14 protein-coding genes are annotated in these 15,332 nt (G+C 52.3%); 6 read left to right on the top strand and 8 right to left on the bottom strand.

The genetic code is table 11. The annotated features are described in order from the left end of the window. Window positions 1-3: 3 nt before the first annotated feature. Both K3T83_RS29725 and K3T83_RS29720 read right to left on the bottom strand, forming a co-directional pair. Window positions 4-810, bottom strand: coding sequence for a radical SAM protein (locus K3T83_RS29725; RefSeq protein WP_220206543.1), 807 nt, complete (start codon window positions 808-810; stop codon window positions 4-6). Between the two features lie 405 nt (window positions 811-1,215). Continuing rightward, window positions 1,216-1,359 carry a hypothetical protein gene (locus K3T83_RS29720; protein ID WP_220206542.1) on the bottom strand — a complete coding sequence of 48 codons (144 nt, stop codon included), beginning with the start codon at window positions 1,357-1,359 and terminating at the stop codon, window positions 1,216-1,218. A 229-nt stretch (window positions 1,360-1,588) separates the two neighbouring features. On the opposite strand from K3T83_RS29720, the gene K3T83_RS29715 reads away from it, so the two are divergent. Both K3T83_RS29715 and K3T83_RS57345 read left to right on the top strand, forming a co-directional pair. Further along, the gene (locus K3T83_RS29715; RefSeq protein WP_268963486.1) at window positions 1,589-2,521 is read left to right on the top strand and encodes a sugar-binding transcriptional regulator; all 933 of its coding nucleotides are present in this window, start codon (window positions 1,589-1,591) and stop codon (window positions 2,519-2,521) included. Then, window positions 2,491-2,652: a sugar-binding domain-containing protein gene (locus tag K3T83_RS57345; RefSeq protein WP_268963485.1), complete on the top strand. Its 162-nt coding sequence runs from the start codon at window positions 2,491-2,493 to the stop codon at window positions 2,650-2,652. Before K3T83_RS29715 ends, K3T83_RS57345 begins: the two co-directional genes overlap by 31 nt. Here K3T83_RS57345 and K3T83_RS29710 read toward each other — a convergent pair. Further along, entirely contained in the window at window positions 2,645-3,685 is a 1,041-nt protein-coding gene (locus K3T83_RS29710; RefSeq protein ID WP_220206541.1) for a GGDEF domain-containing response regulator, read from the bottom strand. The genes K3T83_RS57345 and K3T83_RS29710 overlap by 8 nt on opposite strands. A gap of 772 nt (window positions 3,686-4,457) precedes the next feature. Here K3T83_RS29710 and K3T83_RS29705 point away from each other — a divergent pair. From K3T83_RS29705 to K3T83_RS29690, 4 genes are all read left to right on the top strand, one after another. Next, window positions 4,458-5,144 (top strand): alpha/beta hydrolase, encoded by a 687-nt coding sequence (locus tag K3T83_RS29705; RefSeq protein WP_220206540.1) that lies wholly within the window; start codon window positions 4,458-4,460, stop codon window positions 5,142-5,144. Between the two features lie 8 nt (window positions 5,145-5,152). Then, window positions 5,153-6,856 carry a DNA repair helicase XPB gene (locus K3T83_RS29700; protein ID WP_220206539.1) on the top strand — a complete coding sequence of 568 codons (1,704 nt, stop codon included), beginning with the start codon at window positions 5,153-5,155 and terminating at the stop codon, window positions 6,854-6,856. A gap of 162 nt (window positions 6,857-7,018) precedes the next feature. Beyond that, complete coding sequence (locus K3T83_RS29695) at window positions 7,019-7,354, top strand: thioredoxin family protein (RefSeq protein WP_220206538.1); 336 nt, start codon at window positions 7,019-7,021, stop codon at window positions 7,352-7,354. Between the two features lie 54 nt (window positions 7,355-7,408). Further along, window positions 7,409-8,464, top strand: a complete 1,056-nt coding sequence (locus K3T83_RS29690; RefSeq protein WP_220206537.1) for a type I phosphomannose isomerase catalytic subunit — start codon at window positions 7,409-7,411, stop codon at window positions 8,462-8,464. Window positions 8,465-8,472: 8 nt separating this feature from the next. Here K3T83_RS29690 and K3T83_RS29685 read toward each other — a convergent pair whose 3' ends face one another. From K3T83_RS29685 to K3T83_RS29665, 5 genes are all read right to left on the bottom strand, one after another. Next, on the bottom strand, window positions 8,473-8,910 hold the full coding sequence (locus K3T83_RS29685; protein ID WP_220206536.1) for a hypothetical protein: 438 nt from the start codon (window positions 8,908-8,910) through the stop codon (window positions 8,473-8,475). Window positions 8,911-9,121: 211 nt separating this feature from the next. Then, window positions 9,122-11,275, bottom strand: a complete 2,154-nt coding sequence (locus tag K3T83_RS29680) for an ArnT family glycosyltransferase (RefSeq protein WP_220206535.1) — start codon at window positions 11,273-11,275, stop codon at window positions 9,122-9,124. Next, window positions 11,272-12,777 (bottom strand): threonine synthase, encoded by a 1,506-nt coding sequence (thrC, locus tag K3T83_RS29675; protein WP_220206534.1) that lies wholly within the window; start codon window positions 12,775-12,777, stop codon window positions 11,272-11,274. Before thrC ends, K3T83_RS29680 begins: the two co-directional genes overlap by 4 nt. After that, on the bottom strand, window positions 12,731-13,756 hold the full coding sequence (thrB, locus tag K3T83_RS29670) for a homoserine kinase (RefSeq protein ID WP_220206533.1): 1,026 nt from the start codon (window positions 13,754-13,756) through the stop codon (window positions 12,731-12,733). The genes thrC and thrB overlap by 47 nt, the downstream gene beginning before the upstream one ends. Window positions 13,757-14,130: 374 nt before the next feature. Further along, window positions 14,131-15,309, bottom strand: coding sequence for a 2-isopropylmalate synthase (locus tag K3T83_RS29665; protein WP_220206532.1), 1,179 nt, complete (start codon window positions 15,307-15,309; stop codon window positions 14,131-14,133). Between the last annotated feature and the right edge of the window lie 23 nt (window positions 15,310-15,332).

Here is a 15,332-nt window from a genome sequence, read left to right as displayed (position 1 = left end):
AGATTAGAGAACCGCATGAATAACGCTCTCTACAGCATCCGCTGATGACCAGAAAACTTTTCCTCCTTTTGCCTCTACCAACATCATAATACGCTGCATCCGCACTCCATCTTCATAACGCGTCCATACAGGAGCATGAGCAGACCAGGGCACCACCACTTTGCGTCCTGGTGTCTTTCTCAAGACGTCCTTTGGCACAAACCTGACAAAGCGTTCTTTCTCGTCGGCATAGAGCGGACCTAAAATAAATCCATCACAACCGGCACGTAAGGCCTCATCAATCACATGTTCATACTCTGCATCCGCAATATGCGGCAAGAGAGGACGCACCGCAATAAACGCCGGAATCCCGATCCGTTTTAAATTGCTCACGGTACGCATCCTCTCTTCAGGCGTCGGAGTATGTGGCTCAACAGTGGGTGCCGACTCCCAGCAACTCAAGGACACCAGCGCGCTGAGCGTGAGATGGCCTCCAAGACGACGCCGCACTGCGGCAAGAGCATCAAGCACTGTCCCCTCAATACAGGCTTTCGTACTAAAATTGATGTGTTTTTCCAATTCAATCAGGCGCTCTAGCATCGCGATCCCACGCTCAGGAAAAGCAAAGGGGTCGCTATCATAGCCAAATTGAATGGTGTTGAAAGAATGTACTGCTGCAAATTCCTGTAAATGGTTCAGAATCTCGGCCGGCTTGACACGTGCCGGTCCAACCTCGCCATTACGGGTGTAACAATACTTGCAACCGAAGGGACAGGGTATCCCAACTGGAACGAGGACGCGTCCCTTCTCTACTTTAAACTGAATATCCACACAACTATCCTCCTAATGGGTGCCTCGCCTCAAAGACGGGGAAGGAACGTCTATTTCCTTCCAAGCGGGATAGGAGTGGAGAAGTCCTCACTCCTATCATTTGTGCCCATGAGGGCCTCTGGTTTCCCAGGTAAAGCTCACCTCGACAATGTGTATAAGCGGTTTGTTGAACAGCGTACCAGCTTCACACAAATTCCTTTCCTCTCCGGGGGGAGGAAAGAAAGCTTCCCCTCGCAGGGGAGCGTTTTGAATGGGAACGCTCAAACCCCACTGGTTTCCCAGGTAAGGGTGGCCTCGACGAAGTTCTCAGGCGGTACTTTCTGCTCGGCACTGAGTTATACCCACCCTCCGTTTCACCGAGCAGTTCTAGAGCAGCAGACTGGCCTCGCATCCACTGGTAGGAACTCAAACGCTTCCTGAGAACGTAGCCCCATCAGCCTGGATGCACGCATCAGCCGCTGGTGGTTGGGTCTGGTCATGTTCGGGCAGGCACACTCCCGATGCCGGGTGCCTGCCAGCCTCGGCATTCATGCCGGGATCCGTGACCATGTATATCCCTCCATCCAATAAAGGATGGTTACTGCGTCTAACATAAGCTTATCACCATGTACACGAAAGATCAATATTTGTATGATAAAATTCTCACTCATGCTTGCACATTGTTGTCATTTTGTGTAATCTATTGGATATACTTTGAAATAAGAAAGTTATTTAGCTGATCAGTCTGGTATTTCTTGTGTGACATCTTATGTAACATTAAATTGAAAGGACGGACCGCGTGTTGACAAATACGCCCCAATGCAACCAGTCTGAGGGCAGTCTGCTGGCCGATGATCGCTTCTTGCGCAAAGTCGCCACCTTCTACCACATCGAGGGCAAGACCCAGGAAAGCATTGCCAGCCTCATGTATTGCTCGCGGCAGACCATTAGCAAAGCGCTGCAAAAAGCGGAAGATCGAGGTATCGTGCGTATTTCCGTGATCCCCGAGGAACGAGCCGGATATTTATCCAACCTGGCCCGCGACCTGCGTTTTCATCTGGAGCTAGAAGAGCTGATTCTCGTCCCTGGCCGCTGCTTTGACGACACGAAACCAGACTCAGATCTCAACGAGGATGTGCTGGGAGAAATTACTGAAGCCGCGGCTCACTATCTGGACCAGGTGATTACGCACCACGATATTCTAGCGGTCACGGGTGGGAGAAGCATTATGAGAAACGTTGTTCGTCATCTCAAACCGAGCAAAAGCATCTCGGATTTGCAGGTAGTGCCTACGATCGGATTTGTGGAACGGCACACCAGCATCGGCGACGCCAATCTCGTTGCCTATGATATCGCCAAATTGTATGGCGGTGGTCATGCCTGGCTCCCCATTCCCGCGCTTGTGGAAACGCAGGAACAGCAGGAACAGGCGCGCAACTTGCCGCTGGTGCGCGATGTCTTCAAAATGATTGAGCAGGCTAATATTATCATGATGGGGTTATGGACTCCCGATCTTGACCATGACATGGTGAAAAGAGGGGTGCTTTCTGAACAGCAGGTCCAGACGTTACAGGGGTATCATCCGGTAGCGGACATCAATCACTGGGTCTTTGATGCAGAAGGGCGCTCGCTCAACAATATGTTACATCCCCCCCCTATTATCTCACGGGATTGGAGATCCCACGTTTACCCGAGCGGATCATGCACCAGCACACCAAAGTCATTCTTGTAGCAGGTGCCAGTAAATCTCGCATCCCGGCCATTCGAGCGGCTCTTAAAGCGGGGTTGGCCAACGTGCTCATTACCGATCACATCACCGCTCAAAGCTTGAAAGCCGAAGTCAACGCACCAGCATCTATTTAAACTCAGCCATCGCATCCTTCTCAACCATAGGAAACAGGCTACGACCAACCTGGCTCAATCGCCCAAAAGGAGCGAGGGAATAGGAGTCGCGAATGCTACTATGAACTGGCCTGTTCCGATGAGAGGAGATGTGAAAGACATTATTAGAGGAGAGCTTGGCGTGTCGCTTGGCTTCAGCAGTCAACGTGCCGATCTCTTCAATGCTGCGAGGATCACACATCTGATCGCTCACAACGCCAATTGAAAGAGAGACCAGAGGAAATTGATACGGCTTCCCTTTACGATCAACCCCGTTAATGGAACCACGAGCTAAATCATCCGGGTGATAGAAGGGAACACTTTCGCGTTTGTAGCGCTCAAGGATATGGCGATAGAGCGTGGTAGCTCGGTCAGGAGTGGTAACGATGAGAAAATCATCGCCGCCAATATGCCCGACAAAATCCTCCGCATTCCCATATTCATACACGACATTCTGACAGATACGGCTGACCAGAAGAATCATATTATTGCCAGCATGAAAGCCGTAGACATCATTAAAGGCTTTGAAATTATCGAGATCGACGTACAAGATGCTCCAGGGTTCGAGCGAACTTAGCGTATAGTGAATGGCTCGTTCAAGCTGTAAGCCACCAGGAAGTTGCGTGAGAGGGGAAAGAAACGTTTGTTGGGCGCGACGAAGTTGACGGCGCACATGGGCAAGCAATTCAAGCGGGTCAAATGGAAAAGTAAGATAGCTATCTACCCCTAATTCAAAGGCCCGAACCTTCTCAGCAGGCGAACAACCAGAACTGACAACGATGATCGGAATGTGCATACTTTTCGGATGCTCGCGCAAACGTCGAATCAAATCGTACCCATTCAAACCGGGGAGCATGAAATCGATCACAATGAGATGCGGTATTTCCCGTAAGGCAAACTGCACAGCATCTTCGCCATTGAGGACCATGACAGTCTGATATTCTTTGGCTCCTAGAGCCTCTTTGAGCAAGCCACTGATCGTTCCCTCACCCTCGACGACTAAAATGCTGGACATGCGTTCTCCTACCTCTACACTTCACTATGTACACTGAGCCGACCTCACGCAGCCCCATCCCATTACCCCCTGGCACGGAGGTAAGAAGCGCAATTTTGCATCGCGTGAGATCACCCCAACCATTGCTTCTCTTACTCGCATACATATAACAGTACACCGTACACTTGTATCACGCAAGTCATGCATAATAATAATACATGCTCTTAAACATGAAATGCGCAACCTATTTTTTTGTACGTTATGTCGTTGTGCAGCGAAAAATAAGATGATGCGGCTCACTGCATCATGGTGTCACGACGGACGATAAGCATGAACCCGCTGGGATCACTCCCCCCAGAAGAATGATCCAGTCAGAAGACGCCGAGAGACAGAAGGTGATAGGCAAAATATAAGCAATCGCATTGTTCAATCTCTCGTCGCCACTCGTTAGTGGTTTATCACCAGTTAGCTAAACAAAAATAAAGAACGCCAAACGAAATAACTCTTGTTCTTTATTTGACATACGATACCAACATGATTAAAAATAAGTACACATATGTCATACTCAGTATAACATTCTTCGGCTCACATGCAAAGGTTTTGTTTCGCAAAATTTACAGAGTTCGTCAAATTTCTTCTGAAATCGGTCACAAGGCAGTACTTTTTGGGGGCAAAAAAGGCAGATAGTAGATCTTGCACCGGTTTTTCGTCAGAAAAGTTGACGTGACATCTTAGCTAAGATAAGATAAAATCTGTATTGCAATCTCTAGGGTAGCGGACGGAGGGGCAACAGATGACCTCATCAGCATTGAAAGAGCGACCTGTTACATTTTACAGTAAAGGGAAACCAGCACAACTCCTGGAAGGGGTTGTGCATGAACCTGAACTTTCTAAGCTTGCTAAAACGGAAGTAGCGCCAGTCATTGTCCTATGTCATCCACAACCAGCCAGTAGCGATATGAACGATGGACTCACCGTCACCCTGGCAAGGAGTCTGGCTGCATCTGGTATGATTGTACTCCGCTTTAACTTTCGCGGAGTAGGCAAAAGCCAGGGACAACAAACCGATGGTCGGCTGGAACCATTAGATCTCGCCGGAGCACTCGAAGTGGCGATGGCGCAACCCGGAGCAAATCCGGGCAAACTATGTGTCATTGGGCATGCATTCGGCGCGTATATCGCGCTCTTATATGCTCCCTTTGATCCACGCGTCCGTACCGTTGTAGCGGTCAGCCTGCCCCTCTTCCGAGCAGCAAGCGGCTTTCCCCGGCCTTTTGATCGCCCAAAGCTATTTCTTACTGGCGAATTCGATGAAATCTGCCCTCTCTACAAATTAGAGCCTTTTGTTGAACAGTTGCCCGGTCCAAAGGGCATTAAGGTTATTACGGGAGCGCGACACCTCATGCGCGGATTTGAAGAGCCTGCGGTTGCCGCTATTACCAGCTATGTAAAGAAATGGGCTAGCATGCCTGGAGTATAAATGTACCTATGAACCCGAGCAATCCCATCATTGTCCAGAGTGATCGGACCATCTTACTCGAAGTGGATCACCCACTGCACGCCGAAGCACGCGATGCTCTGGCCCAGTTCGCTGAATTAGAAAAATCGCCAGAACATATCCACACCTACCGCCTCTCTCCGCTCTCTCTGTGGAATGCCGCCGCAGGAGGCATGAGCGCGCAATCCGTGCTGGAGCTATTGGAACAATACAGCAAATATTCAATCCCTCCCAACATCACTGTCGATATTCGCGAATATATCAACCGCTATGGTCGCATCAAGCTCATACGCGACGGCGACAATCTGCTACTGACCTCCGACGATGCCGCGCTTATAACCGAAGTAACCCGCCATAAGCGCACGCAGCCCTATCTCCTGCGCCAGATCGACCGCCACACGCTGCAAGTCGATGCATCCCGTCGCGGGCATATCAAGCAGGCGCTTATTCATATCGGCTTTCCGGCTGAAGATCTTGCAGGATATACCGATGGCTCTCCGCTGCCGATGAAGTTGCAAACCACAACCACGCAGGAGAAATCTTTTGAACCACGCGCCTATCAATATGCTGCCTCCGCCGCCTTCTACGCGGGAGGTGCTCCTAGCGGTGGAAGTGGCGTCGTCGTGCTGCCCTGTGGCGCGGGCAAAACTATTGTCGGGCTGGTCACGATGGCCGATATTCAACGCGCAACGCTTATTCTCACACCAAATACTATCGCCGTCCGCCAATGGATTCAGGAGTTGCGCGATAAAACCGATATCCCGCCTGAGATGATCGGCGAGTATACGGGTGAGCGCAAGGATATCGCCCCCATCACTGTCAGCACCTATCAAATTCTCACGTATCGCCGCTCGGCTGAGGGACAAAACGGCGAAGAGCAGGCAGAATACTTCCCGCATTTCTCGCTCTTCACCAGCTACGATTGGGGCCTCATCATTTACGATGAAGTCCACCTGCTCCCAGCTCCCGTCTTCCGCATTACGGCGGAGATCCAGGCACGACGACGACTGGGCCTGACGGCAACGCTGGTGCGCGAGGATGGGCGAGAGGCCGATGTCTTTAGCCTGATCGGACCCAAGAAATATGATGTACCCTGGCGCGAACTGGAACGTCAGGGCTGGATCGCGACGGCTGAGTGCCATGAAATCCGTGTTGGACTCAGCGAAGACGATCAATTAAACTATGCGATGGCAGAGACGCGCGAGAAATATCGTATCGCCGCCGAAAATCCCGCCAAGCAGAGCATCACCCGCCACCTTGTTGACCATCATCGCGACGATCAGGTGTTGATTATCGGTCAGTATCTCGATCAACTGAAAACGCTGGCCGAAGAATTAGATGCTCCCCTGCTCACAGGACGCACCTCGAATACGCAACGCGAAAAACTCTATGAGCAGTTCAGACGGGGCGAAATCAAGCGACTGGTGGTGAGCAAAGTCGCCAATTTCGCAATTGACCTGCCCGATGCCAACGTTGCCATTCAGGTCTCAGGCACCTTTGGCTCGCGCCAGGAAGAGGCTCAGCGTTTGGGGCGCATTCTCAGACCCAAAAGCGACGGAGGGCTGGCCTACTTCTATACCGTAGTGACGAGAGATACACGCGACCAGGAGTTTTCAGCGAACCGTCAACTCTTCCTCACAGAGCAGGGCTATCGCTATCTCATTGAGGACGCCGAAGCGATCTTAAACGCCTAGCGTCAAGACTGAAAGCCAGTGTTAAAGGTCCAAATAATCACAAGAGATTGCTTTGCATTGCAGGACAAACGGTGTGTAGCCGGTTGCTGCCTTGACATCTGCTTTACCGGAGTGATAACTTGGAAAGCGACGAAGTCATCTTTTTTACATTAAGAGGGTGGTATGGCAGATAGCTATATTGAAGTAACAAACGAAGATTTTACTGAAAAAGTTTTGCAGGTTTCCGAGCTTGTCATTGTGAATTTTTCAGCAGACCAGAGCGGCTCGTGTCAGATTCTCGAACCGGAGTTCACAGCCGTCAGCAAGATATTCGAGGGGCGCGCGCTTTTCGCCAGGGTCAATGTAGAAAATCAGTCGGAGTTGACCCGCCAATGGAATATTGAAGGCATTCCCACGCTGCTCTTTTTGAAGGGCGGCAAAGAGTTGCATCGCATCAAAGGCATTATGATGCGCGACAAACTGCGTCGCCAGATTGAGGGTGTTCTGCTGGCAGACTAGCACTGCTTTTTCAGCATAATTCCATGACAACACAACAGTTGAATGTGGTAGGAAATGACTGTACATTATTTTTATCCTCTGCGGTTAGAGGCATCCTTACATGAGACCATCTGGGGAGGACGCCGTTTGGAGCGAGACCGGTGGAAACAGTTGCCTCAAGAAGAGGTCGCCATCGGGGAAGCATGGGAGACGGAAGTCAGTACCATCGTACAGAATGGTGCGCATGCGGGCAAGACGCTGGGAGAAGTGGTCGCCATAGAAGGGTCCGCATTTCTAGGATTGCAAGCGGTGGCTATCTTCAAAGAACGTTTCCCCTTACTCGCAAAGTTCATCGATGCCAACGCGCAACTCTCCGTACAGGTTCACCCCAACGACGAGTATGCGGCACAACATGAAGGTGGTAAACTGGGCAAAACGGAGTTCTGGTATATCCTCGCCGCCGAACCCGGCGCAACCATCGTACATGGCTTTAAAGCTACAACCACACGCGAGGAGGTCGAGCAGGCGATTCAAGAGGTTACGCTGGATCGTTTGATGCACGAAGAGACCGTCCAGGCTGGCGATGTCATCTTTGTTCCCGCCGGAACCGTCCATGCTATTGGGCAAGGTGTCTTGCTATACGAACTGCAAGAATATTCCGATGTCACCTATCGCATGTACGACTATGGCCGCCTCACCGCATCTGGCAAGCCACGCGAACTGCATATCGAGCGCTCGCTGGATGTCTCCCATTACACGGCCTCGCGCCAGATCAAAATGCATCCGGTCTCGCTGGTCGAAGGAACAGAGTATGAAGAGCGGTGTCTGGTTGCCTGTCGATACTTTCTGACCAGCGAGCTACACCTCAAAGCAGGCGGCGTTATTCATGACCAGACAGAGAGTAGTTGTGTCATTCTCTCCTCGTTAGGGGCCGAGGCACAGGTTTATTATGGTCCCGCCCTGGAGTATAGCGAGTCGTTGAAACGAGGCCAGACGATGGTGCTACCAGCTGCGCTTGGCAAGTATCGCATCGAGGGCAGCGGGGTCTTACTGCGCTCTTATGTGCCAACGCCCGAAGATACAGCCTGGCAACGCTGGAAGGCTGCGAATCCTGAGAGCGCCCAACCATAACGGCGCTCTCATTCCCGCCTGCGCTTACGACGTTCCTGTTCCAGATCGGTGATCGTTCCTTCAACCACCTGCCCTTCTTGTTCTGGCTCTTTGAAAAAGTAGGAGGAACGCTGCGAGGAGAGATCGTGTTGCAGGCGCGTCACCTCAGTTATGGTACGCGAAATGCTGCTAGCGATGTTCACCAACAGCAAAACTCCATAGAGCAGTGACCAGAGGCCGATCCCCACAAATAGCGTTATCACACCGCTAATGATGCCATTCCATGCACCTCCCAGGCTCCAATTCGCATAGGTGATATATATCACCATTATCAATATAGGCAACCAGAAAAAATGCACCAGCACCTTCAAAAACCAGTGGAGAAACCAGAGTACAGCTTTCACGGGATCAGATGGCATCTCCCAGGGCGGTATAAGTTCTCGCACAAAGCGTAAATGCTTACCCACATCAGCCTTTCCTTACCTGTTTACTATGCTGATTAGCTACTCTCTATTGTAGCAGCGTATTCCCCTCGATACCAGAGGAGAATACATGATGAGCTGTAGTATATTTCGTAGTTTCCCGATTTATCGGGAGGGTGGCGCTCCTCCCGATAAATCGGGAAACTACGAAATATATTGCCACTTTTAAAGGGATCATTTCATAATCTATGCCTTTTTATGGTAACGCAAACGAAAGGCTATCGCGTCCATCAGATGTGTGCAAAGCGCTTGCTTGCGGTGGAAGAAAGGTATCCGTTTCAAAAGTCAACGAGCCATACGAGAAATTATAGGGAGAGAGCGTATAAAATTGCCCACGTACCGTCAACGGCTCGGCAACTGTCCCGGTTTGTGGAAAAGCCATTAGCAATTGATCGCCAGCATTCAGCGAGGAAAAAGTGCATTGATTATTGTTCTCCCCAGTGCCGGAAGATGCCGTCATTGTATACCCATAGGTGACGCGGGAAGCCGGTTGCGCAGTATGCAATAGTTGCCAGCGTGTGACGCTCCAGGGCGCGTTACGATAGCTGAACGCCTGAGTATCGAGCGCCTCCAGCTGCCCTTGAAAGGTGCCATGCGCAACAGATGACGCACTCATGGTGCTGACGATGTAGAGCGCAAAAGGCGGGCCACCAGGACGGTGAGGCCGCTCTATCAGCGTTGCATGAAGATTCCCATTATTGCCCTGGCCGATAAGCGCGTCAACAAACTGGCTGCGTGGACTCACCAGTAATATCGCAGGGCCACTTTCAGCAGAAGGCAGGAGCGCGCAATGTGTACCGTTAAAGAGCGTGGTAGCGGTCCGCATCTGTCCAGCAAGAAATGTCAGCGCCATCATATTCGCCTTGTCAGCCGCGATATAGACTCTGTGCAATTGGTGTTGTTGTGCAAGGAGATCGGCTCGATGCAGGGCGTTTTGCAGCGAGGCGAGATCGTTGTAGTATGGAGAGGAAAGTTTCGTATCCTGATAGTTGCCGCGAATCGTGTCCAGCACCATTCCCGCCGCACCCAGCGATTGCGCGCAGAGGGCCAGTACCGTCAGACAGCAGAGAGCGATACGTAGCCCGCCCCTCCATCGACTCCACGAGCGGCACCATTTGATGGCTTCGGCGAGAAAGAAGCCGATCAGGATATATTGTCCAGGCATAAAAATAATCAGGTAGTGTGGATAGACGGGCAGCGTGTGACGAAAGAGGGCCAGCAAAGGAATGATTTGCCAGACCAGCAGGATCAACAGACCACATCTGGCAGGAGTTGCTCGTAGATCGGCCCACCAGTTGCGGAGAGCATACCAGCATCGCAACAAAACATTGTCAGCTACCTTCTCTTGAGACGAGAGATGGCCGGGTCGCAGCACTCGCACCAGGGCAGTGACAGCACCGCCAAGCAACAAACAGGTTAAAAGTGGTTGCAACCAGAGCAGGCGACGATAAATCGGGAAAAGGACGGAATGAGTATTGGTAAAAGGCTCACCATTGTCCATCAAGGTTGCGTAAGGGCTCAAGGACCACTGATAATAGGTCAAAGCCTGTGTGTCCCACTGGACGGGCAGTTTGGAGCCATTCAGCAGGATTTGCAGATCGGAGAAATGCGACGTGAACTCCCAGAGCAGATACGGGGCATAGATCACCAGCAGCGAGACTACGCCCAGAACCAGATCACGCCAGCGCACCGTCCCCAGTGCCAGCACAAGGGCCACCAGCAATGGCGCGGCTAACATCGCTCCGGTCGCATGCAGTTGCACCATCAGACCAACCAGGAAGAGCGCCGGAAAGAGCCAGCCCTTGCGCCTCTCAACAGTCCCCGCGAAGAGCGCGAATAAGAATAGCAGCAGAAAAAAAGGAATAAAGCTCTGGTTCCAGATAAAGCGAGCATAGAAGATCGAGCGTGCCGAGGCAGCGAAAGAGAGGGCCGCAATTGTCCCTGCGAGGCGACCATAATAGTGGCGGGTGAACAAATAGGTAAGCAGGACGGCGACAACGGAGAGTAGGGCTTGAAAAATAGCGGCCCCCAGGGGATTGCGACTGAGTGCGGCGGGGATCATCAGCAAATAAATAACGGCAGGGGGGTTTAAAATACGGATCGAGGCACCATTGGCAGTTGCGACCAGCATTCCTTCATGCAAAGCGCCATAGGCCATGCGAAAGATATTAGCCTGATCGCCATCAAACTCGGTGAAATCGATGTGATAGAGGCGCAAGCCTGCCGCAAGCAGCACAATGAGATACATTTCCCAGGCGAAAAACCATGACGGGAGATGCAAGCCACCACTGACTGGTGGCTTATCATCTCCCGTCTGTGCCGCAGGTCTCTTTGGCAAGACAAGCTTCATTCAGCAAGCACCTTCCTGACAGCATCAAATGTAGCATCAACTACGGTGCCGCCAACTTCCTGGGGAATACCTGTCTTGCTATCTTTCAGCAAGTTGCCGGTCAAAATGCCAACGACGCGCTCATCGCGCTTAATCACGCCTCGCGCCACCAGCTTACGAGCACCAGCTAGCGTGGCCGCCGAAGCAGGTTCGCAGCCGATACCAGCCCGGTCAATAATCGCTTTGGCCGCCAGAATCTCGTCGTCGCTCACCTGCTCAACGATACCATCGCTCTCCTCTATCGAGCGACGCGCGCGTGTGTAGCTCACTGGATTGCCGATCTTGATGGCAGTAGCAACCGTATCTGCCTGCACCGGCTCGTATGAGGCAAAGTTTTGCGTAAAGCTGCGATAGAACGGATTGGCCCCAGCAGCCTGAATCGAAGCGATGCGAGGCATATTGCTGATCAGGCCCAGCTGATATGCCTGACGGAACGCTTTGCCAATCGCAGAGGTATTGCCGAGATTGCCAGCTGGCAGCACCAGCCAATCGGGAGCCTGCCAATCAAGCTGCTGCAACACCTCAAAGCCAATCGCCTTCTGACCCTCAACACGGAAGGGGTTGAGCGAATTGAGCAGATAGATCCCAAGTTCATTACAGACCTGCTCAACCAGGCGCATGGCATCGTCAAAATCGCCACGAATTTGCACAGTGGTTGCGCCATAAGCCAGGCTTTGCGCCAGTTTGCCCCCTGCGACATTGCCAGCTGGCAGGAAGACGATCCCGCGCAGACCTGCCTGGGCAGCATAGGAAGCAAGCGAGGCCGAGGTATTGCCAGTGGAGGCGCAGGCGACCGCCTTTGCACCCATCATCAAGGCCATTGTTACCCCGACGGTCATACCACGATCTTTAAAGCTGCCGGTCGGATTTTCGCCCTCATGCTTGAGGAAGAAGCGCTCCAACCCGGCATATAGCCCGATCTGGCGATGGCCTGCTCGACCGGGGCCGCAATTCTCGATCCCTACGGGATAGAGGCCGGTATTGCCCTCTGGCCGTGTGACCACATACTGCTCAGGAGCTGGCAAAATCAATTCGCGGTAACGCCAGACTCCGCTGGCATCGAGCAGTTGCTTATCGGTGCTAATGGGCCATATCGGAGGGGCGGAAGCACGCTCATCAAACAACTGTCGCCAGGAGGCGCCAGCCGAAGGAGCATCCTCAGGCCCGGCATCAAAATCAAAAAAAACAGGGTCATCTTTTTGAGTGCGAGCCGATGAATATTGCTCTTTGGGCAGACGAAACGCCATTTCCACATCGAGTACACCGCCACACTCACAACGATAGCGTGGAGCAAAGGACGAAGACGGCCCGGCCTCTAATGCTGGATAGACGGCTGAGCAATTGACACAACGTAATGAGACCGAAGACAACACGTCTACCACGTCGGATGGAAGAGTATTCAACTGCTTGTTTTCCTCATCTGCTCCCTGGCCTGGCTGGAGACCAGCAGAATTGATCGCCATAGCGAGCGCTGACATCCTTTCGTATGCGGCTACGCGGAGTATCAAGAACCCGCGCACCGTTCTGGTCCGCACGTAAAATCATCCCGGTTCCCGTGATCCCGGCCGAACGTGCTGTCTCTTGCATGGCCTGGAGGACATCGTGAAAGCGGGAACTGGCAAGCGCGATAAGAGATGATCCACCACCAGAAAGACTAGCTCCGTGCGCCCCCGCTGCAACAGCAGCATCGATAATATCCGGCATAGCAGGAAAGAGCACCTGACGATAAGGCTGATGCAAGCGATCCTGCATTGCGTCGCCAATCAACTCATAGCGCCCGGTCTGGAGCGCACTGAGTAAGAGAGCGACACGTCCAGTATTAAAGGTCACGTCAGCTTTGGTATAGCTGGCTGGTAACAACTTTCTTCCTGCGACCGTATCCATCGGGAAGGAAGGAGTAAACACAACCGCCTTGAGCGCATCAGGGAAATGATTTTTGACGGCATGAATGCGTCCGCCAACGTTGGTTGTCGCCACCAGACCACCCAGCAGAGCAGGAGCGACGTTATCGGGATGGTTGCCAGCCTCCGCTTCAACCGCCAGATCCAACAGCTCCTCTTTCGGCACAGATTTGCCCTGCGCCCGCAGCCACTCATTCGCCGCTACCAATCCACCTACAACGGCAGTAGCGCTGCTCCCCAATCCACAACCGGGGGGAATTTTAATGTTCATGCGAATGCGCACAGCAGGCAAAGGAACCTCTACACGTTCAAAGAGTAAGGCAAACGACCGAAAAAACAAATTATCGGGTCCAGTAGACAGGCCCGCACCCAGTTCTCCCTGCACTTCAATGGTCGGATGGAGAGGATCAACCCCACTCTCTTCTACCTCAAAGCGATTGTACAGTTGTAATGCCAATCCTAGACTATCAAAGCCCGGTCCCAGGTTAGCGGACGTAGCTGGTGTTAAGACAGTGACTGAAACAGGTAATACCAGTGCCATCGCCGGCTACCTGCCTTTCTGATGAAGAACGCATTGCTCATCCTTTCGCGATTTCGACTATTTTAACATGTTACGTACCAGAAGTATCCACTGAGGTACAAAAGTCATATCAACGCAAATCTTCCAACAACTACTGTAGAGTAGCCACTAGCAGATCTTGCCGCTCTACCCCTGGTTTTGGGCAGCAGCAAACCTCAGCGCTCGCCATCATTGGCAAGGGAAAAACATCAGGGAGTTCCTCGCAGGTGATCTCTTTTAGTATAAACTCATACAGGGATCGATGTCGAGATATTTCTCTTACATAAAAAAAGCTTCCGAGGGGTAATTTTTTCTATACCCCTCGGCTACAATATGGCTGAATGCCTCTATTAAAATTAAATGGCGGCAGGCGTGTCCATGCTGCTCTCGACGATATAGAGCAGATCAGAGTCGATGACCACCTTCTTCTCATCAGCAAGAGCAACAAAGCGGCGATAGGCAACTTTCAACTGCTCGGCTGAGAGCTTATGCCCCAGTTGACGCAAGCGCGCATCGAGGGCGTGACGCCCCGAATGTTTGCCCAGTACCAGCTTCGTATCGGTCCAGCCAACCGACTGCGGCGTCATGATCTCATAAGTGAGGCGATTTTTCAGCATCCCATCCTGGTGAATGCCCGCTTCATGAGCAAAGGCGTTGGCACCAACAACAGCCTTGTTTGGCTGCACGGGAATGCTGGTGAGGCGACTGACAAGCTGACTTGAGGCGAGCAGTTCGGCTGCCTCGACGCGCGTATCAACATGCCCAAAAACGTCTGGCCGGGTTCGCAGAGCCATCACCACTTCTTCCAGAGCGGTATTGCCGGCTCGCTCGCCGATGCCATTGATGGTCACTTCAACCTGACGCGCACCACCCTTGATGGCTGCCAGCGTGTTTGCGGTCGCCATGCCCAGATCATCATGGCAGTGAGCGCTCATGGTGATCTCTTCCATGCCAGGCACGCGCTCGCGCAGGTAGCGGAAGAGTGCCTCGTAATCGTGAGGCAGGGTGTAGCCAACGGTATCGGGGACGTTGATTGTGGTTGCCCCGGCTTTGATGGCGACCTCAAAGACCCGACAGAGATAGTCCCAATCGCTGCGTGTGGCGTCCTCCGCCGAAAACTCGACGGAGGGGCACAGGTTGCGAGCACGCGAGACCATCGCCTGCACACGTTGTAGAGCCTCTTCGCGGCTCAATTTAAGCTTATGTTGAAGATGAATATCGGAGGTGGCAAGAAACACATGGATGACAGGCAGCTCTGCCTCACGAACGCCCTCCCATGCCGTATCGATATCGTCGGCATGAGCGCGCGCCAGTCCAGCGACAGCAACGCCACGAGTAAGCCGGGCAATTTCTTTGACAGCCATAAGGTCGCCAGGAGAGGCTGCCGGGAAACCGGCCTCGATGATATCCACTTTGAGACGCATAAGTTGTTGGGCAACTTGCAGTTTCTCTTCAGTGGTCATAGTTGCGCCGGGCGATTGCTCACCATCGCGCAAAGTTGTATCAAAAATCTTTACTACCGCAGGATCTCCCATGATGTTATTTCCTCCTTAGTCAT

The organism is Reticulibacter mediterranei (genome assembly GCF_016587455.1).
Note: the sequence above shows the minus strand (reverse complement) of the source record. Positions and strands in the feature narration are given on the sequence as shown.

Coding starts and splice junctions, on each gene's coding strand:
- K3T83_RS29720 (WP_220206542.1), bottom strand. CDS start 1,359: ATGGTCACGGATCCCGGCATGAATGCCGAGGCTGGCAGGCACCCGGCA.
- K3T83_RS57345 (WP_268963485.1), top strand. CDS start 2,491: ATGCACCAGCACACCAAAGTCATTCTTGTAGCAGGTGCCAGTAAATCT.
- K3T83_RS29710 (WP_220206541.1), bottom strand. CDS start 3,685: ATGTCCAGCATTTTAGTCGTCGAGGGTGAGGGAACGATCAGTGGCTTG.
- K3T83_RS29705 (WP_220206540.1), top strand. CDS start 4,458: ATGACCTCATCAGCATTGAAAGAGCGACCTGTTACATTTTACAGTAAA.
- K3T83_RS29700 (WP_220206539.1), top strand. CDS start 5,153: ATGAACCCGAGCAATCCCATCATTGTCCAGAGTGATCGGACCATCTTA.
- K3T83_RS29695 (WP_220206538.1), top strand. CDS start 7,019: ATGGCAGATAGCTATATTGAAGTAACAAACGAAGATTTTACTGAAAAA.
- K3T83_RS29690 (WP_220206537.1), top strand. CDS start 7,409: ATGACTGTACATTATTTTTATCCTCTGCGGTTAGAGGCATCCTTACAT.
- K3T83_RS29680 (WP_220206535.1), bottom strand. CDS start 11,275: ATGAAGCTTGTCTTGCCAAAGAGACCTGCGGCACAGACGGGAGATGAT.
- thrC (WP_220206534.1), bottom strand. CDS start 12,777: ATGGCGATCAATTCTGCTGGTCTCCAGCCAGGCCAGGGAGCAGATGAG.
- thrB (WP_220206533.1), bottom strand. CDS start 13,756: ATGGCACTGGTATTACCTGTTTCAGTCACTGTCTTAACACCAGCTACG.
- K3T83_RS29665 (WP_220206532.1), bottom strand. CDS start 15,309: ATGGGAGATCCTGCGGTAGTAAAGATTTTTGATACAACTTTGCGCGAT.